The sequence below is a fragment of the Mesorhizobium sp. P5_C1 genome (genome assembly GCF_054049815.1).
The window spans coordinates 1-18,272 of record NZ_JBFULQ010000072.1; the positions used below are offsets into that span (position 1 = coordinate 1).

Genomic DNA, 18,272 nt, shown 5'->3' on the forward strand with positions numbered 1-18,272 from the left:
GGCGAAATGTGTCGGCAGGCTGAGGTCGTAGGTGAGGCCGAGATCGATGGCGGCGTCGCCGAGCCGCCGCCCGAGCGTTTCGAACGTCTCGTCGCGAACGACGATTTTCACGGCCGGATAGCGTTCGGAGAAGGCGCGGATCAGGGCCGGCGCAAAGAAGGGCGCTAGGTCCTCGAAACATCCCAGCACCAGTTCGCCGCCGACGGCCGATTTGCCTGAACCCAGGCCGACGAGTTCGTCCGTTTCGGTGAGAACCTGTCTTGCCTTCGCCACGACAGCGCGGCCGAACGACGTCGGCGACACGCCGCTGCCCCGCTGGCGGACGAACAGCTTCTGGCCGAAATTCTTTTCGACGGCGTCAATGGCCACCGAAACCGAAGGCTGCGAGACGTTCAGCATTTTCGCGGCGCCGGTGACGCTGCCATGACGCGCAACGGCGACCAGATAACGCAGCTGCGTGAGGGTCACATTCATAGAGTGATCCTATATATCAAATGAGAAGTTATTATTTTACTGAATGAAAGCGGGTTGCGATAGTCGGTCATTCCAAGAGGAGAACGCGATGGCTTCCCAGACTGAGACCCAGACAATCGACGCCCAGGCCATCGACGCAAAGACGATCGCCGATTACCAGCGCGACGGTGCGGTTTGCATCCGCGGCGCCTTCAAGGACTGGGTCGACACGATTGCCGCCGGCATCGAGCGCAACATGCAGAACCGCAGCGCCACCGCATCTGATATCGCCAATGGCCGCGGCAGTTTCTTCGATGATTATTGCAACTGGGAGCGCATTCCCGAATTCGTCAGCGTGGTGCGGGATTCGCCCGCCGCCGAACTGGCGGCGGAGGTAATGCAGTCGCGCACCGCGCAGTTCTTCCACGATCACGTTCTGGTCAAGGAACCCGGCACGCAGAAGCCGACGCCCTGGCACCAGGACATCCCCTACTACTTCGTTGATGGCCAGCAGACGGTGAGCTTCTGGATCCCCATCGATCCGGTGAAGGAGGCGACGCTGCGCCTGATCGCCGGCTCGCACAAATGGGACAAGATGATCCTGCCGGTGCGCTGGCTCGACGACAGCAATTTCTATGCCGGTGACGGCGACTACCTGCCGGTGCCGGACCCGGACAAGGACCCGTCGATGAAGGTGCTCGAATGGGAAATGGAACCTGGCGACGCCATCCTGTTCGACTTCAGGACCGCGCATGGCGCGCGCGGCAACATGACCTCGGCACGGCGCCGGGCGCTGTCGCTGCGCTGGGTCGGCGACGATGCGCGTTATGTCGAGCGGCCAGGACGGACCTCGCCGCCCTATCATGGCCATGGCATGCAGCCGGGACAGAGGCTGCGCGAGGACTGGTTCCCGGTCATCTTCCAGGGCTGAAGGGACTTGCCAGAAAATCGTCCGCGGTGTGCGCCGCCGATCTTCGGCAGGGGTAACGTTCCCGTGCGCAATTCCGATCAAAGCACCCTGATGCCTTGACCCATCGTGCAGAGAGCAATAGCGGGTGCTTGCAGGTTAATAGGCATCACGAGGTGGCCATGAACGTTCTTCTTCTCGGCTCCGGCGGCCGCGAACATGCGCTCGCCTGGAAGATCGCCGCGTCGCCGCTGCTGACAAAGCTCTATGCGGCTCCCGGCAATCCGGGCATCGGCGGCGAGGCCGAGTTGGTGAAGCTGGACATTGCCGATCACACCGTCGTTGCCGCCTTCTGCAAGGACAAGAACATCGACCTCGTCGTGGTTGGACCGGAAGGGCCGCTGGTCGCCGGCATCGCCGACGATCTGCGTGCGCAAGGCATTCGCGTCTTCGGACCCTCCAAGGCTGCCGCCCGGCTGGAGGGCTCGAAGGGGTTCACCAAGGATCTCTGCGCCAGATACGACATCCCCACCGCCGCCTATGGCCGTTTTGGCGATCTGGCGTCCGCCAAGGCCTATGTCGAAAAGACCGGCGCACCGATCGTCATCAAGGCAGATGGCCTGGCGGCAGGCAAGGGCGTCACCGTCGCCATGACGCTGGACGAAGCACGGGCGGCGCTCGATGCCTGTTTCGACGGGTCCTTCGGCGCCGCAGGCGCGGAAGTGGTGGTCGAGGAATTCATGACCGGCGAGGAGGCAAGTTTCTTCTGCCTCTGCGACGGCACCACAGCGCTGCCCTTCGGCACCGCGCAGGACCATAAGCGCGTCGGCGACGGCGATGTCGGCCCCAACACCGGCGGCATGGGAGCCTATTCGCCGGCCCCGGTGATGACGCCGCAGATGATCGAACGCTCCATGCGCGAGATCATCGAGCCAACCATGCGTGGCATGGCCCAGCTCGGGGCGCCCTTCGCCGGCATCCTCTTCGCCGGGCTGATGATCACTGACAAGGGACCGAAGCTGATCGAATACAACACCCGTTTCGGCGACCCGGAATGCCAGGTGCTGATGATGCGGCTGAAGGACGATCTGCTGGTCCTGCTCAATGCAGCAACCGACGGCCAGCTTGCACACACTTCGGTGCGCTGGCGCGACGAGGCCGCACTGATCGTGGTCATGGCGGCCAGGGGCTATCCAGGCACGCCGGAAAAGGGATCGGTCATCCGCGGCGTCGAAGACGCGGCGGATGACGGCGCCCAGATCTTCCACGCCGGCACGGCCATAAACGGCGGCGCGCTGGTTGCCAATGGCGGCCGCGTCCTCAACGTCACGGCATCAGGCGCTACGGTCGGCGAGGCGCAGAAACGCGCCTATGCCGCGCTCGACCGGATCGATTGGCCGCACGGATTCTGTCGCCGCGACATTGGCTGRCAGGCTGTGGCACGCGAGCAGGCAGATTAAAGTTCTGCGACGGTTGCTTATCGCAGCCCGCGGTCGATCTCGGTCGAAGCGGTGCTGAGCGGATCGGCGGCGGCAAAGGCGGCGTCGAGTTGCAAGGGCGAACGCTGTTCGGTCCGCTTCCAGGCGACATATTGGACAATGCCGAAATTCGGCCGCCGCGGCACCGTCTTCACGACAGGCATGCGGAATCCGTCGCGGAACTTCGTCCACCGCGTACCCAGCGCCGCGACCATATCCTCGAAGGTCGGCGGTGCCGCCACCGACGCGTAGGTGATCGTGACATTGCCGGCGAGGCCGGCTTCGCGTGACACCGGCAACGGTATCGAGGCGAGATAGTCAGGCGGCACGTCGATGAGACCACCGAAAGGCCATTGCGCGCGCAGCGTGGCCGCGTCCGTCGGCGCGACATTGACGTCGATGTCCTTGGGCGTGCCGGCGACCCTGTAAGGGCAGCGGAGCCGGCCGCAATTGGCTTGCGCCGAGAACTGCCACAGCGCGTAGCCTTGCCAGTTGCCCATCGGAAAATGCACGTCGATGTCGGGCTTGTAGCGGGCATACCAGAGCGGCAACCGCGACAAGAGCCGGTATCTGTAGCTGTTGTCGGCAATGTATTGGGCCGTCTTGCCATTGGAGTAGAGCACAGGGAAGCGGCCGATGCGCCGATGCACCTGGCGCACGAACTCCTCGGCATCTTCGAGCGACATCCACTGCGAAGGATCATTGCCTTCAATGTCGAGAGCCAGCAGATCGTCCGGCGCGGGTTCGGCGAAATCGAGGAAATTATTGGCCTGTTCGACCGGATTGCCGGGGCGGGCGAGGTGATAGGCGCCCCATTTCAGGCCGAGCGCCTTGGCGACCACCTTGCGTGTCTGGAACAGTTCGCGCGTCACCGCGTGGCGTTTCCACAGCGCCTTGCAGAGCTTCACATCGGTGTCGTCGCCGAAACAGAAATAGGGTGGCGGCATGCCGTCGGATGCTTTGTTGATGAAGCCGACGATCCGCTTGTCGGTGGCAAGTTGGGCCCAGTCGATGGAATTGTACTCGTAGGCGTCGACGACCAGGGCGCGGTCAGCGTTCTTCCACGGCTCGGAAAAATCCGAGGCTTTTGCCACTGATATCAGAGCCATCATCGCCGCGAGAGCGATCGCTGAGCGGCGTAGAAGATGCGCCGGCGTTTTCAAACAGGGAATCCCCGTTAACCAAAGACAAATCCTGGACCGCTATGGTTAAGGAAATGCTTCCGCGGGGCTGGCGCCGGCAAAGCTATCGTCTGATGAGTGGCTGAAATTCAAACGGGTCTGGCGCCGGCTCTTGCGGCAGCGTGCCCTCGGCGGCGCGTTTGCGGTGATGTGCGAGGGAGCATTGCGGCGAGCACAATATGCCGCGATCCGACCAGTAGGCGGCGCCGTTTTCCAGTCTGCCCTGATGGTACGAGAACCCTGCCGCGCGATAGGGCAGGCCGCATTCGATGCATCGATAGGCATCAGGTCTGGCAAGCATGGGTGGTTCCGGTCTGTCGGTTCGGGTCTGTCGCCGGTCGACTTGATCCGGCGTCGATTGAATTTAATACGTGTCGGCGCGATTGCAAAATCCACGTGACAAAGTTTGACGTTTACGTAAAAAGAAGATGGTAGGCCGCCGCTGAAAGGCGGATGGTTTTGCGGCAGTGCGGGTCCTAGGATCGGTGGGCCTATATCAGGAGGAGGGAGCGGCATGTATCGGGCACCGGTCGAGGATATCGCTTTCACGCTCAAGCACGTGGCTGGTCTCAAGTCCGCCCTTGATGCCGGCACGTTCGGCGATCTCGGCGAGGATCTGGTCGATGCCGTTCTTGGCGAGGCCGGCCGCTTCGCCACCGACGAAGTCGCGCCGCTCTACAAGATCGGCGATGAGCAAGGTGCGGTGCTGAAGGACGCTATCGTCACCACGCCGCGCGGCTGGAAGGAACTCTATCGCCGATGGATCGACGGCGGCTGGAATGCGCTGTCCGGGCCCGAGGAGTATGGCGGCCAGGCGTTGCCGACCATGCTTGGCGTCGCAGCGCTCGAAATGTGGAACTCAGCCGCCATGGCCTTCGGCATCGGCCCGACGCTGTCCATGGGCGCTGTCGAGGCGCTCGACAAGCACGCCTCTGAGGCACTCAAGTCGAAATATCTTGAAAAGCTCGTCTCCGGCGAATGGATGGGCACGATGAACCTGACCGAGCCGCAGGCCGGCTCGGATCTCGCTGCCTTGCGCGCCCGCGCCGAGCCGGTGGGTGACGGCACCTACCGCATCTTCGGCCAGAAAATCTTCATCACCTATGGCGAGCACGACTTTACCGACAACATCATCCATCTGGTTTTGGCACGGCTGCCCGATGCGCCGGCCGGCACGCGCGGCATATCGCTGTTCCTGGTGCCGAAATTCCTGGTCGGCGACGATGGATCGCTGGGCGCGCGCAACGACGTCTTCTGCTCCGGCCTGGAGCACAAGCTCGGCATACACGCCTCGCCGACCTGCACCATGATCTATGGCGATGGCTTCGGGGGCGCTGCGCCTGGCGCCATCGGCTGGCTGATCGGCGAGGAGAACAAGGGCCTGGCCTGCATGTTCACCATGATGAACAACGCCCGTCTTTCCGTCGGCATGCAGGGTGTCGCGGTCGCTGAAGCCGCCACGCAGAAGGCGATCGCTTATGCCAATGAGCGCCGGCAAGGCAAGGCGGCAAGCTACGCCRGCGCCGGCATGGCGCCGATCGTCCATCATCCCGATGTGCAGCGCACGCTCCTGACCATGAAGGCGCTGACGCAGACGGCCCGCGCCATCAGCTACTGCTGCGCCCATGCCATCGACCTGGCGCGCGTATCGGTCGGCGATGAGGCGGCGCATTGGCGCGACCGTGCCAATCTGCTGATGCCGCTGGCCAAGGCTTTCTCGACCGATGTCGGCGTCGAGGTTGCCTCGCTCGGCCTCCAGGTGCATGGCGGCATGGGCTTCATCGAGGAGACCGGCGCGGCGGCATTCTACCGCGATGCGCGCATCGCACCGATCTATGAGGGTACCAACGGCATCCAGGCGATTGATCTGGTCATGCGCAAGCTGCCGCTCGGCGGCGGCGAACACGTCCATGGCTTCATCGACGAACTGGCGGCGGTCGCCAATGCCGTGCGGACATCGAATCTCGAGGGTTTCGGCCGCACCGCCGATGCTCTCGACAAGGCGCTCGGCGAACTCAGCGAAACGACCCGCTTCCTGCAAAGACTGTCGGCCGACGGCCGGGCGGACGAGGCGCTGGCGGGTGCTACACCCTATCTCAAGCTGATCTCGCTGGCTGCCGGCGGGGCCTATCTGGCGCAGGGCGCGCTTGCCGATCAAGGCCGTATCGCGCTTTGCCGCTTCTTCGCCGAAAACCTGCTCGGCGAGGTCAGTGCCCTGAAGGACCGCGTTGTCGATGGCGCCGAAAGCCTCGCCGCTGCCGGCAAGGCGCTCATCTCTGCCTGACGTTCACAAGGAAAAACCCGTGACAGACCATATCCTCGTCGAGCGCCAGGGCGCCATCCAGATCATCCGCATGAACCGCCCCGACAAGAAGAACGCCTTGACGCGCGCCATGTATGCAAAAATGTCGGCTGCTCTGGCAGAAGGTGATGGCGACCCGGCGATCCGCGTCCATGTCTTCCTTGGCGTGCCCGGCGCCTTCTCCTCCGGCAACGACCTTGCCGATTTCATGGTCGTTGCCACCGGTGGCGACGGCGGCACCGAGGTCTGGGACTTCCTGATGGCGCTGGCCAGGGTCGAGAAACCCATCGTCTCCGGCGTCGACGGCATCGCGGTCGGCATCGGCACGACGCTCAACCTGCATTGCGACCTGACCTTCGCCACGCCACGCACCGTGTTCAGGACGCCTTTCGTCGATCTCGGCCTGGTGCCCGAAGCGGGCTCCAGCCTGTTGGCGCCGCGCATCCTGGGACAGCAGGCAGCTTTCGCGCTGCTCGGCCTCGGCGAGGGCTTTTCGGCCGAACGCGCGAAGGCCGCCGGCCTGATCTACGATGTGGTCGAGGAAGACGCGCTGGAGGCCTCGGTGCTGACGGCGGCCGGCCAGATCGCGGCCAAGCCTCCGCAGGCCTTGAAGATCGCGCGCGACCTGATGCGCGGCTCGCGCGACGACCTCCTCGCCCGCATAGGCGAGGAAAGCGAACATTTTCGCCAACGGCTGAAATCAGACGAGGCGCGCGCCGCGCTCACGGCATTCATGACCAGGAAGAAGGCCTAAACCTCCCTTTTAGGGATAAAGCCTCGTCTTGTCCCAACCGCCTTTTGCATCACGCGAAAAGACCACCCGGTCATGTAGCCGGAACGGCCGGTCATGCCAGAACTCGATGGTCGTGGGCACGATGCGGAAGCCCGACCAATGCTTTGGCCGTGGGATTTCGCCGATCGGATAGCGCGCCGTGTATTCGGCCACCGCCTTTTCCAGTGCGAAGCGGCTTTCCAGCGGCCGCGACTGTTTCGAGGCCCAGGCGCCGATACGGCTGCCGCGTGGCCGCGTCGCGTAGTAGGCGTCGGCTTCGGCGTCGCTGACGATCTCTACCGGGCCGCGAATGCGCACCTGGCGGCGCAGCGACTTCCAATGGAAGCACATCGCCGCCTTCATGCTGCCAAGAATCTCCTGGCCTTTGGCGCTCTCGAAATTCGTGTAGAACACAAACCCGCCTTCATCGAACCCCTTGAGCAGAACCATTCGCACATCCGGCATGCCGTCGGCATCGACGGTCGCCAGCGCCACGCCGTTTGGGTCGTTCATTTCGCTCTTGGTGGCGTCCTCCAGCCATGCGGCAAAGAGGCGAAACGGCTCCGCCGCCTCGGTAAAGTCACTGCTTGTTAACTCTGTGTCACTCATAGTTTTTCTCAAATCGTTACGAGGCGGGGGAGGTTGCAGATTGTCGCGTATCGCGCAAGCTTTTGACAGCAGGCAAAGCGGCCTAATTGCTTCAGCCAGCGCCAAAGCCGCGATCATGATGATCGCTCTGCCGCTTGCCGCCTGCGGCGCGGGTGGCTTCAGTCTGGAAAAGGCAGAAGTCGACCGCTCGATCCTGACCAGCAGCACGTCCGTCCCCTCCGCGCCGGTCAGTTCGGATCGCGACTCCGACCAGACGACGATCGGCAATGCGGTGTCCTCGGCCGATATCGAGCAGCTCGGCGGGCAGGCCGTGCCGTGGGCGAATGCCGGCACCGGGTCGCGAGGCTCCATCACCGAACTGGCGGAATTGAAGGACAAGGGCCAGACATGCCGCCGTTTCAGGGCCTCGCGCGAGAGCTTTGATGGCGTTGCCATGTTCGAAGGCGAACTTTGCCTGGCCAGCGCCGGCGGCTGGCACATGCAGGACTTCAAGGCGCTCTGATCTTCCGTTTTTGATATGGTGCTCGGCCACTGGAATTTCTTCCTATGCGAGCGCATATAGGGGGCAACCAGAGACTCACTCCTTTTCCAGGGCAGTAAGCATGCGCGACCCCTATGAGGTGCTGGGCGTTGCCAAGAACGCATCGGCCAAGGACATAAAATCGGCGTACCGGAAACTCGCCAAGAAGCATCATCCGGACCAGAATCCGAATGATCCCAAGGCGAAGGACCGTTTTGCCGCGGCCAACCAGGCTTACGAGATCGTCGGTGACGAAAAGAATCGGGCCGCGTTCGATCGCGGCGAGATCGATGCCGACGGCAAGCCGCGTTTCCAAGGCTTTGAGGGCGCCGCTGGTGGCGGTGATCCCTTTGGCGGGTTTCGCCGGCAGCAAGGGGCCGGCGGTTCACGCTTCGAATTCCGCTCCGGCCGTCCGGGCGGTGATCCGTTCGACGGCAACAGCGATATTTTCAGCCAGATTTTCGGCGATGCTTTTTCGGGCGCGCGCGGCCCCGGCGCGGGCGACCGCCGCCAGCCGGCGACCGCCGCCGACCTGAACGTGAAGCTCGACGTCACCATCGAGGAGGCGGCAACCGCCGAAAAGGTGACGGCGATGTTCCCCGACGGCCGCAAGGTGGCGGTCAAGCTGCCGGCCTATGTCGAGGACGGCCAGACCATCCGGCTGAAGGGGCAGGGCGAGCAAGGGCCGGGCCAGCCGGGCGATGCGCTGGTCAAGGTCCATCTGCGCCGGCACCCGCGCTACCGCATCGAGGGCCGCGACCTGCATGCAGATCTGCCGGTGACGCTGGCGGATGCGGTGCTCGGCGCCAAGGTGCCCGTCGAGACGCCGACCGGCAAGCTCGCGGTCAACGTTCCCGCCTGGTCGAACTCGGACAAGGTGCTGCGGCTGAAGGGCAGGGGCCTGCCGGAGAAAGCCGGCGGCCATGGCGATCTCTACGCCCATGTGCGGATCATGCTGCCGGAAGGCGGCGATAGCGCGCTCGAATCGCTGCTGCGCAGCCAAAAAGGCTGATTGGCGGCTTTTGTCCCCCGAACTGTCCGGTTTGAGCGCTTGAAGGGGCAGTGTGCCTGTGCGATAGGGCACTCCACAAAGCTGAAAAATCTTGCGGAGAGCGCTGACATGGCGGGTGGACAGGGCCTTATGGCCGGCAAGCGCGGCCTTATTCTTGGCGTCGCCAACAACAGATCGATCGCCTATGGCATCGCCAAGGCCTGTGTCGATCATGGCGCCGAGATCGCGCTCACCTATCAGGGCGAGGCGTTCAAGAAGCGTGTCGAGCCGCTGGCGGCCGAACTTGGCGCCTTTGTCGCCGGCCATTGCGACGTCACCGATCCGGCGAGCCTGGACGACGTTTTCGCCAATGTCGCCAAGCATTGGGGCAAGCTCGATTTTCTCGTCCACGMCATCGCTTTTTCCGACAAGGACGAGCTGACCGGCCGCTACGTCGAGACGACGCGCGACAATTTCCTGCGCACCATGGACATTTCGGTCTATTCCTTCACCACCATCGCCAAGCGCGCCGAAGCATTGATGAGCAATGGTGGCTCGCTGCTGACGCTGACCTATTACGGCGCCGAAAAGGTCATGCCGCACTACAACGTCATGGGTGTCGCCAAGGCGGCGCTCGAGGCCAGCGTGCGTTATCTCGCGGTCGACCTCGGCGCCAAGAAGATACGCGTCAACGCCATTTCCGCGGGCCCGATCAAGACGCTTGCCGCATCAGGCATCGGCGACTTCCGCTACATCCTGAAGTGGAACGAATACAATTCGCCGCTGAAGCAAACGGTGACGCAGGAGGAAGTCGGTGATTCCGGCGTCTATTTCCTGTCCGATCTGTCGCGTGGCGTCACCGGTGAAGTGCATCACGTCGATTCAGGCTACCACGTCGTCGGCATGAAGGCGGTCGACGCGCCGGATATTTCGACGGTCAAGGATTAACATCCACCAACCGTCGTCGTCCCGACCCCGTACCGGAAGACCTGATGTACCCGCTGGTTTATATCGTGCGCCACGGCCAGACCGCGTGGAACGCCGAATCCCGGCTTCAGGGGCAGGCCGACACCGACCTCAATGCGCTTGGCCGCGAGCAGGCGACCGGAAACGGTCATCGGCTGGCCGAAGTGGTGCGAAATCCCGCGGATTTCGATTTCGTTGCCAGCCCAATGAAGCGGACGCGCGAGACGATGCAGCGCATCCGCGCCGCGATGAAGCTCGATCCGGATGCCTATCGAACCGATCCTCGCCTGGTGGAAGTCAATTTCGGCGATTGGCAGGGTTTTACCTATGCCGAGCTCAAGACGCGGTATCCAGGCGCGCGCCGGACACGCGCGCTGGACAAATGGAACTTCCAGCCGCCCGGCGAGGGCGCGGAGAGCTACCAGATGCTGCTCGAACGGGTGAAACCCTGGTTCGACGCGATCCAACGCCAGACGATCTGCGTGACGCATGGCGGGGTCATGCGGGCTCTGTTTCGCTTCGTGCTTGGAGTGGCGGAGGACGAGGCAGCGAACCTGGAGATACCACAGGACCGCGTGCTCAGGCTGCAGGGTGACCGCCTGGAGTGGCTGTCGCAGTCCTAGCCAGGACACTTGCCTAGCCAGGACGCTTGTTCATCCCAGGGTTTGGAAGGCTCCCAACTCTTGACCCGGTCGTTCCGATGAACGTGTCATTCGATGAAGGTCACCACACCCGTTTCAAGATCATAGATTGCCGCGACGATCTTCAGCTTCCCGGCCCCGGTGAGATCGGCCAGGAGCTTGCTTGAAGCAGCCAGGCGCCGCACAGTCCTGCGCGCGCTCTCCTTGGCGGTGTTGTCGACGAAATCGCCTGCCTCGCTCCGCGCCGCGATCGCCGCAGGCAGGATCGGTTCGATCATCGGGCCGATCGCGCCCGGATAGGTCGCGTTCTTGGTGACCACGTCGCAAGCCGCCTTGACGGCACCGCAGCTTGTGTGCGCGAGGACAACAATCAATGGCGAGCCGAGCACCGCCGCGCCGTATTCGACCGTGCCGAGCGTCGCAGTGTCGGCGAGGTTGCCGGCATTCCGGGCGACGAATAGCTCTCCAACGCCTTGGCCGCCGAAGATCAACTCGGGCGGAACGCGACTGTCGGCGCAACTGATGATGGTAGCCCAAGGCGCCTGATGCCCGGCGACAGCCTTCCGCTGCGCGGCAAGGTCGATCGAGCACAGTTCCGGGTGGCTGACATAGCGCTCGTTGCCGGATTTCAGCGCGGCGAGCGCTGCATCAGGGGACGATGCCGGTGTAGCACTCTCTGCCGCACGCGCGGACCACGAAGCTCCACCAAGACCGATCGCAACGAGCCCCGCCGCGCCGACCTTGAGGAAATCCCTCCGGTCGACCCCTTCGCCTTCGCAGTCGCTGCACATTGTTCGGTCTCCGCTCGCATCTTCCACTTGATGGCTGGATCTGCGCGCAGAGATTGCTACCAACGGACGGCGTTGGCAAGCGCGCCGTGCGGGGCCGGAAGGCGCTTATTCGGTGTCGGGCAATTGCATGTCGGTGACGATGTTTTCGCCATTGGTCTCATYGTAAGCGATGACGACATCCATGCCCGGCTTCAGCGAGTCGAGGTCTGTCTCGGCATTCAGCTTGTAGGACTTGCCGTCATCCAGCGTCAGCGTCGCCGTGTCCTTGTCGATCTTCTTGATCAGGCCTTCGGTCTGGCCGGCGAAAGCGGCGGTGGAAAGCAGCAGCGTAGCGGCTACGGCGCCAATCAGGGTACGCATAATCGTTCCTCGTTATCATTGCACCGGCATGGGCGGCGGCAGGCGAATGGAAGAGAGCAGAAACCAACCGAATGTGTCAAAACTAAATCCGCCAGATCACAGTTTGACCACTGTGAAAAACGCCAATAGAAGGCAGGCCACGGCGCCGAGCGTCCTCCTGGAGCGCGAAGGACGCTGTGGCACTTTTTGATTTGCGCATGATCCCTTGCGAGAACGGCTTCGTTTTTCGGGTCATGTGCTAAGCTGGCTCCGATGCCGGGCAGGGTCATTTCATGTCTCACAACACGTTCGGCCACCTTTTCCGCGTCACCACCTGGGGCGAAAGCCACGGCGCCGCACTCGGCTGTGTGGTCGACGGCTGTCCGCCCGGCATCCGCTTCACTCTGCGAGACATCCAGGCCGAGCTCGACAAGCGCCGGCCGGGCCAGTCACGCTTCGTCACCCAGCGCCGCGAACCCGATGAAGTCAAAGTGCTGTCGGGCTTCATCTTCGACGAGGACGGCGAGACRATGATCACCACCGGCACGCCGGTCTCGATGCTGATCGAGAATGTCGACCAGCGCTCGAAGGACTATGGCGAGATCGCCCGCCAATACCGGCCGGGCCATGCCGACTACACCTATGACGTCAAATACGGCTTGCGCGATTATCGCGGTGGCGGCCGCTCCTCGGCCCGCGAGACGGCGGCACGCGTCGCGGCCGGCGCACTCGCCCGCAAGGTGGTGCCTGGCATGGTGGTGCGCGGCGCGCTGGTGTCGATGGGCGAAAAGTCCATCGACCGCGCGAACTGGAACTGGAACTTCATCGGTGACGCGGAAAATCCGTTCTTCACTCCCGATCCGGCGTCCGTTCCCGTCTTTATCCAGTACCTCGATGGCATCCGCAAGGCGGGGTCCTCGGTCGGCGCGGTGATCGAGATCGTTGCCGACGGCGTTCCCGCCGGCCTCGGCGCGCCGATCTACGCCAAGCTCGACCAGGACATTGCCTCCGGACTGATGTCGATCAACGCTGTCAAGGGCGTCGAGATCGGCAACGGTTTCGAGGCCGCCCGGATCACCGGCGAGCAGAATGCCGACGAGATGCGCATGGGCAATGACGGCAAGCCGGTGTTCTTGTCCAACAATGCCGGCGGTATCCTCGGCGGCATCTCGACCGGCCAGGCGATCATCGCCCGTTTCGCCGTCAAGCCGACCTCGTCGATCCTGACGCCGCGAAAGTCGATCGACAGGGACGGCAACGACGTCGAGATCATGACCAAGGGGCGTCACGATCCCTGTGTCGGCATACGCGCCGTGCCGATCGGCGAGGCGATGGTTGCCTGCGCCATTGCCGATCATTATCTGCGTCATCGGGGACAGACAGGTAAGGGAGTTGGGGAGTAGGGCAGTAGGGGAATATGTTACGCTACCCACCCGAGACAGCCATTTTTTCCTTTTCCCTACTCCCGTACTGCCCTACTCCCTTATTTCCCTGCGAGTGAAACGAGCGCCTATGCCTTACGACCAGAAGAAAATCGTCGAAGCCCTGCGCGCTTTCGAGCGCGGCGAGATCGTCGTTGTCATGGACGATGATGGACGCGAGAACGAGGGTGACCTGATCGTCGCCGCCGTCCATTGCACGCCGGAGAAGATGGCGTTCATCATCCGTCACACCTCCGGCATCGTCTGCACGCCGATGCCGCGCGAGGAGGCCAAGCGGCTCAACCTGGCGCCGATGGTGGCCGACAATGATTCCGCTCACACCACGGCCTTCACCGTCAGCGTCGATTTCAAGCACGGCACGACAACAGGCATTTCGGCCGAGGACCGCACGCTCACCGTGCGCAATCTCGCCAACGGCAATGTCGGCGGCTCGGATTTCGTCCGCCCCGGCCACATTTTCCCGCTGATCGCGCGCGAAGGCGGCGTGCTGATGCGCTCGGGTCATACCGAAGCCGCGGTCGATCTATGCAAGCTCGCCGGTCTGGCACCGGTCGGCGTCATTTCGGAACTGGTCAATGACGACGGCACCGTCAAGCGTGGCCCGCAGGTCTCGGCCTTTGCCGAGGAGCATGGTCTCAAACAGGTTTCGGTCGCCGACCTCATTGCCTACCGGCAACGCAAGGAAACGCTGGTCGAACGCGTGGCTTGCTCGGAAATCGACACGCTCGGCGGCAAGGCGCAGGTCTTCACCTACACGCTGCCCTGGGACCCCATGCATCACGTCGCCATTGTCTTCGGCGACATCCGCGACGGCGAGGAGGTGCCGGTGCGCCTGCATTCCGAGGATGTGGTGACCGACGTGTTCGGCACCAGCCACCGGCTCGACGGCATCATGAAGGCGATGGGCGAGCGCAGGCGTGGCGTCATCGTCTACCTGCGCGAGGGCTCGGTCGGCGTTGCCCACCAGGAGCGCAAGCGGCCGGCGAGCGGCGACCGCGAGGATCACGAAGAGGCGCGCCGCCGTGAGAATGAATGGCGCGAAATCGGCCTCGGTGCGCAGATCCTCAAGGATCTCGGCATTTCCTCGATCAATCTGATCGCTTCGCGCGAGCGGCACTATGTCGGTCTCGAAGGCTTTGGCATCCATATCGCCAAGACCGAGATTCTCTGAAGGGCAACCGCTGGGGATAGAGCCCGGTCCGTTCGAAACCGGGCGCTTCGGGGATCATCCGGCGGGAACGACGGCTGCTTCGCAGCCATCCAGGTGGCATTCAGGCGTGGCCAGGCTGCGCTGACCAAGCAACACGGTGACCAGTGCGATCGTGCCGGCCGCAACCGACACCCAGAATCCGTTCTGGGCGCCGAACGCATCCACCACCGAGCCGGCCGCGAACGAGCCCAGCGCCATGCCGATGCCGATCCCGGTGGTCACCCAGGTGATGCCCTCGGTCAGCATCGCCTCCGGCACATGCCGTTCGATCAGACCGAACGCCGTGATGAAGGTCGGCGAGATCGCCACGCCGCTGACGAACACGGTCAACGCCAGCAGCGGCACCGTGCCGGCGGTGAGCGGCAGCAAGGTGCTGAGCGCGATGATGGCGATTGCGACGGCAAGCTGGCGTTGCAGCGGTGCTTTCAGGTTGAGCGCGCCGACGATGATGCCGAGCACGAACGATCCCAGCGCGTAGACACCGATGACGAGGCTTGCGGCGCCAGGCTGGCCAAGTTCCTTGGTGATCGCCACGGTGCTCACTTCCGTCGTCGCGAAGGTCGCGCCGATAAAGATCAGGGCAAAGGTGATGATCTGTACCGGCCGCAGTCGGATTGCCGAGCCGCGCGAGCCGTGTTCCACCGGCCGCACTTGTGGCTCGGTCGAACGCTGCAGGATGAACGCCGTCGAGCCGAAGGCGAGAAACAGCGTGCTGGCCAGCATCCCTGCTTCCGGGAACAGGGCGGCACTCAGGCCGACCGACAGCGATGCGCCGGCAATGTAGACCAGCTCGTCCGCCGCCGACTCGAAGGCGAATGCGGTGTTCATCTCTGGCCGTCCGCGAAAAATCTCGGTCCAGCGAGCGCGCACCATTGCCGGGATGCTGGGCATCGCCGCCGCCAGTAGCGCCGACACGAACAGCATCCATACCGGCCAGTCCTGGTTGGCCGCAGCAATCAGGACGGCGAAAGCGAGCACCGAGATGATCGTGGTGGGCACGACGATCCGCGTCTGGCCAAGGCGATCGACAAGCCTTGATATTTGCGGCGCCACGAAAGCGTTGGCCAGCGCGAATGTCGCGGAGACCGCGCCGGCCAGCCAGTATTCGCCACGCGTCTGCGACAGCATCGCCACGATGCCGATTGGCGCCATCGCGATCGGCAGCCGCGCCATGAAGCCCGCTGCTGCAAAGCCCTTGGCGCCAGGGGCGCGAAAGATCTCCGAATAGGGATTTTGCATGGTCCGGTTCCTCGACAAAGACGGATTCGACAATTACATACGATGCGTATGATTGTTAGATAGATCATACGCCGCGTATGTCAATTGGCATACGAAGCGTATGTTAGTAGGTCCAGAAGCCATGCACAAACCTCGCAAGGAGATGATCGCCGAGACGCGCGCCAAGCTGATCGCGGCCGCCCGCCACGCTTTCGGCACGATCGGCTATGCCCAGTCGTCGATGGATGATTTCACCGCATCGGCCGGGCTGACGCGCGGCGCACTCTATCATCACTTCGGCGACAAGAAGGGCTTGCTGCAGGCGGTCATCGCCGAAATCGACGGCGAGATGGCGGCGCGCGTGAACGAAGTGGCGTCGAGAGCACCGACCCGCTGGCAGCATTTCGTCGACGAATGCACGACCTATATCGAGATGGCGTTGGAGCCGGAAATCCAGCGCATAATGTTCCGGGATGGCCCGGCCGTGCTGGGGGATCCTGCACAATGGCCAAATGCCAATGCATGTGTCGGTTCAATGACCGATCATCTGACCAGGCTGCAGGAGGAGGGCGTGGTCGTTCCCAGCCTCGACCCCGAGACCGCCTCGCGGCTGATCAACGGGGCGAGCAGCCAGGCAGCGCAGCGGATCGCCAATTCGAGCGACCCCGAAGCGACGTCGAAGAAGGTGGTGGCGGCCTTCAAGCAGTTGCTCGAAGGCTTGCTCAAGAAGCAGGATTCGCAGCCGGCCTGAAATCCCCATTGCTGGTCTGGCGCGCCACTCCCACGATTGACAACAGCCGGTTTCAGCGCATCCTCTCGCGCCATCTCTGAGCGGAGATTCGGGGCATGTGGGATTTCGATATCGGCAGGTCGGTGTCCATCATGATGCGGACCTGGCCCTTCATCGTCTTCCGCATGATCGTCTATTTCGGCATCACGCTGGCCTATATCGTGGCGACCGGCACGGGCGCCTCCGTTGGCTACGGCATTGGCCATATCTCCACCGATCCCGACGGGCCGTTGTCCTTTGCCCTGTGGGGCGGTGTGGTCGGCTTCGGCATCGTCTTGATCGCCGTCTACTGGATCCGCGAATACATCCTTTATGTCGTCAAGGCCGGCCATATCGCCGTCATGGTCCATCTGGTCGACGGCCGCGACATTCCCGACGGCCAGGACCAGATTGCCTATGCCAAGGACATCGTGACCCAGCGTTTTGCCGAGGCCAACATCCTTTTCGTCGTCGACCAGCTGGTCAAGGGCGCCATTCGCGCCATCACCGGGCTGCTCGGCGGCATCGCCGCTTTCCTGCCGATCCCGGGCCTGGGCGGCCTGGTCAGCTTCGTCAACACGGTGATCCGCCTGTCGCTGACCTATGTCGACGAGATCATCCTCGGCTACAACATCCGCATCAATTCAACCTCGCCGTTCGAGACTGCGCGGCAAGGCGTCGTGCTCTATGCCCAGAACGGCAAGATCATGATCAAGAACGCCGTTTGGCTGGCGGTCATCATGTGGGGCGTCTCGTTTGTCATCTTCCTGCTGATGCTGGCGCCTGCCGGCGCCATTCTTTTCCTCATGCCCGGGCAGCTTGCCGGCTGGGCTTTCGTGCTCGCCATCGTCTTCGCCTGGGCCTTCAAGGCGGCGTTCATCGAACCCTTCGCCATCGCCTGCCTGATGCAGGTCTATTTCAGGACCATCGAGGGCCAGGTGCCCGATCCCGCCTGGGACGCCCGGCTGGCCGAGGCGTCGTCGAAGTTCAGGGAACTCAAGGACAAGGCGCTGGCCTCCTTCGGCGGTTCGCGCTGGGGCACGGCCGGCGCGACGCGCTGATCGGCAGTGGTCGCCGGCGCGGCATCGAAGCCGTTGAGGCGCGCCACGGTCGATTTGAGCGACGCTTCACCTTGCCCGCAAAAGGTCTCGCTCATGATCAGTTCCGGCAGTGGCAAGCGGCGGCCCCAGCCATGTGCTTCGAGGTCCGGCTTTGGCGCGAACTCAGAAACACGGCCGACGCAGAGATAGGCGACCGGCGTCACATGCTCGGGAATTGACAGCAGGCTTTTCAATGCMTGCGCCTCGATGATGCTGACCCAGCCGACTCCGACACCCTCGGCGCGCGCCGCCAGCCAGAAATTCTGCACCGCGCAGACCGTGCTGTAGAGGTCCATCTCCGGATTGTGCCAGCGCCCCAGTGGCGAACCCTTCGAGCGCTGCCGGTCGCAGGTGATGCAGATGTTGAGCGCGCTTTCGCAGATGCCTTCCAGCTTGAGCTTGCGGTAAAGCGCCTGTCGCTCTTCCGCGATGGCCGGCAGTTCCTGTTCACGCGCCGCCAGGAACAGGTCACGCACTTTTTCCCGTCGCTCGGCATCGCGAATAACGATGAAATTCCAAGGCTGCATGAAGCCGACCGAGGGCGCATGGTGAGCTGCAAGCAGCAGCCGCGCCAGCACCTCAT

At 63.3% G+C, this 18,272-nt stretch carries 19 protein-coding genes and 1 pseudogene; 12 read left to right on the top strand and 8 right to left on the bottom strand.

Annotation, left to right across the window (positions count from 1 at the left end):
• The coding region (locus tag ACXJ7R_RS08695; protein WP_457151478.1) for a LysR family transcriptional regulator at positions 1–474 on the bottom strand (474 nt) is incomplete at its 3' end.
• Between the two features lie 88 nt (positions 475–562).
• On the opposite strand from ACXJ7R_RS08695, the gene ACXJ7R_RS08700 reads away from it, so the two are divergent.
• Both ACXJ7R_RS08700 and purD read left to right on the top strand, forming a co-directional pair.
• A complete protein-coding gene (locus tag ACXJ7R_RS08700; protein ID WP_457151479.1) occupies positions 563–1,384 on the top strand; it encodes a phytanoyl-CoA dioxygenase family protein in 822 nt (273 codons plus the stop codon).
• Positions 1,385–1,542: 158 nt separating this feature from the next.
• Positions 1,543–2,820 (top strand): phosphoribosylamine--glycine ligase, encoded by a 1,278-nt coding sequence (purD, locus tag ACXJ7R_RS08705; RefSeq protein ID WP_457151480.1) that lies wholly within the window; start codon positions 1,543–1,545, stop codon positions 2,818–2,820.
• Between the two features lie 17 nt (positions 2,821–2,837).
• On the opposite strand, the gene ACXJ7R_RS08710 is transcribed toward purD, so the two are convergent.
• Both ACXJ7R_RS08710 and ACXJ7R_RS08715 read right to left on the bottom strand, forming a co-directional pair.
• Positions 2,838–3,950, bottom strand: a complete 1,113-nt coding sequence (locus ACXJ7R_RS08710; RefSeq protein WP_457151495.1) for a glycoside hydrolase family 25 protein — start codon at positions 3,948–3,950, stop codon at positions 2,838–2,840.
• Positions 3,951–4,083: 133 nt separating this feature from the next.
• Complete coding sequence (locus ACXJ7R_RS08715) at positions 4,084–4,320, bottom strand: hypothetical protein (protein ID WP_457151481.1); 237 nt, start codon at positions 4,318–4,320, stop codon at positions 4,084–4,086.
• A 213-nt stretch (positions 4,321–4,533) separates the two neighbouring features.
• On the opposite strand from ACXJ7R_RS08715, the gene ACXJ7R_RS08720 reads away from it, so the two are divergent.
• Together ACXJ7R_RS08720 and ACXJ7R_RS08725 are read left to right on the top strand one after the other, a co-directional pair.
• Complete coding sequence (locus tag ACXJ7R_RS08720) at positions 4,534–6,303, top strand: acyl-CoA dehydrogenase (protein ID WP_457151482.1); 1,770 nt, start codon at positions 4,534–4,536, stop codon at positions 6,301–6,303.
• Positions 6,304–6,322: 19 nt separating this feature from the next.
• Positions 6,323–7,075 (top strand): crotonase/enoyl-CoA hydratase family protein, encoded by a 753-nt coding sequence (locus ACXJ7R_RS08725; RefSeq protein WP_457151483.1) that lies wholly within the window; start codon positions 6,323–6,325, stop codon positions 7,073–7,075.
• Positions 7,076–7,084: 9 nt separating this feature from the next.
• Here the strand turns inward: ACXJ7R_RS08725 and pdxH are convergent, their stop codons facing one another.
• Positions 7,085–7,702 (bottom strand): pyridoxamine 5'-phosphate oxidase, encoded by a 618-nt coding sequence (gene pdxH, locus ACXJ7R_RS08730; protein ID WP_457151484.1) that lies wholly within the window; start codon positions 7,700–7,702, stop codon positions 7,085–7,087.
• 40 nt (positions 7,703–7,742) lie between these two features.
• Between pdxH and ACXJ7R_RS08735 the strand changes: the two genes are divergently transcribed.
• The 4 genes from ACXJ7R_RS08735 to ACXJ7R_RS08750 all read left to right on the top strand — a co-directional run bounded on the left by ACXJ7R_RS08735 (position 7,743) and on the right by ACXJ7R_RS08750 (position 10,802).
• A complete protein-coding gene (locus tag ACXJ7R_RS08735) occupies positions 7,743–8,204 on the top strand; it encodes an RT0821/Lpp0805 family surface protein (protein WP_457151485.1) in 462 nt (153 codons plus the stop codon).
• Between the two features lie 100 nt (positions 8,205–8,304).
• Positions 8,305–9,234: a DnaJ C-terminal domain-containing protein gene (locus tag ACXJ7R_RS08740; protein ID WP_457151486.1), complete on the top strand. Its 930-nt coding sequence runs from the start codon at positions 8,305–8,307 to the stop codon at positions 9,232–9,234.
• Between the two features lie 108 nt (positions 9,235–9,342).
• Positions 9,343–10,161, top strand: coding sequence for an enoyl-ACP reductase FabI (fabI, locus tag ACXJ7R_RS08745; protein WP_457151487.1), 819 nt, complete (start codon positions 9,343–9,345; stop codon positions 10,159–10,161).
• 44 nt (positions 10,162–10,205) lie between these two features.
• Positions 10,206–10,802, top strand: coding sequence for a histidine phosphatase family protein (locus tag ACXJ7R_RS08750; RefSeq protein ID WP_457151488.1), 597 nt, complete (start codon positions 10,206–10,208; stop codon positions 10,800–10,802).
• Positions 10,803–10,888: 86 nt separating this feature from the next.
• Here the strand turns inward: ACXJ7R_RS08750 and ACXJ7R_RS08755 are convergent, their stop codons facing one another.
• Together ACXJ7R_RS08755 and ACXJ7R_RS08760 are read right to left on the bottom strand one after the other, a co-directional pair.
• Positions 10,889–11,611, bottom strand: a complete 723-nt coding sequence (locus tag ACXJ7R_RS08755; protein ID WP_457151489.1) for a carbonic anhydrase — start codon at positions 11,609–11,611, stop codon at positions 10,889–10,891.
• Positions 11,612–11,716: 105 nt separating this feature from the next.
• The gene (locus ACXJ7R_RS08760; protein WP_457151490.1) at positions 11,717–11,971 is read right to left on the bottom strand and encodes a DUF1344 domain-containing protein; all 255 of its coding nucleotides are present in this window, start codon (positions 11,969–11,971) and stop codon (positions 11,717–11,719) included.
• Between the two features lie 272 nt (positions 11,972–12,243).
• On the opposite strand from ACXJ7R_RS08760, the gene aroC reads away from it, so the two are divergent.
• Positions 12,244–13,353 (top strand): chorismate synthase, encoded by a 1,110-nt coding sequence (gene aroC, locus ACXJ7R_RS08765; RefSeq protein ID WP_457151491.1) that lies wholly within the window; start codon positions 12,244–12,246, stop codon positions 13,351–13,353.
• Positions 13,354–13,462: 109 nt separating this feature from the next.
• Positions 13,463–14,563, top strand: coding sequence for a 3,4-dihydroxy-2-butanone-4-phosphate synthase (ribB, locus tag ACXJ7R_RS08770; protein WP_095091919.1), 1,101 nt, complete (start codon positions 13,463–13,465; stop codon positions 14,561–14,563).
• 54 nt (positions 14,564–14,617) lie between these two features.
• Here the strand turns inward: ribB and ACXJ7R_RS08775 are convergent, their stop codons facing one another.
• The gene (locus tag ACXJ7R_RS08775) at positions 14,618–15,841 is read right to left on the bottom strand and encodes an MFS transporter (protein WP_457151492.1); all 1,224 of its coding nucleotides are present in this window, start codon (positions 15,839–15,841) and stop codon (positions 14,618–14,620) included.
• A 121-nt stretch (positions 15,842–15,962) separates the two neighbouring features.
• Between ACXJ7R_RS08775 and ACXJ7R_RS08780 the strand changes: the two genes are divergently transcribed.
• Together ACXJ7R_RS08780 and ACXJ7R_RS08785 are read left to right on the top strand one after the other, a co-directional pair.
• Complete coding sequence (locus ACXJ7R_RS08780) at positions 15,963–16,571, top strand: TetR/AcrR family transcriptional regulator (RefSeq protein ID WP_457151493.1); 609 nt, start codon at positions 15,963–15,965, stop codon at positions 16,569–16,571.
• A gap of 95 nt (positions 16,572–16,666) precedes the next feature.
• Positions 16,667–17,650, top strand: a complete 984-nt coding sequence (locus ACXJ7R_RS08785) for a hypothetical protein (RefSeq protein WP_457151494.1) — start codon at positions 16,667–16,669, stop codon at positions 17,648–17,650.
• Between the two features lie 164 nt (positions 17,651–17,814).
• Here ACXJ7R_RS08785 and bluB read toward each other — a convergent pair.
• A pseudogene (bluB, locus tag ACXJ7R_RS08790) lies at positions 17,815–18,216 on the bottom strand (5,6-dimethylbenzimidazole synthase); the annotation flags it as partial.
• Between the last annotated feature and the right edge of the window lie 56 nt (positions 18,217–18,272).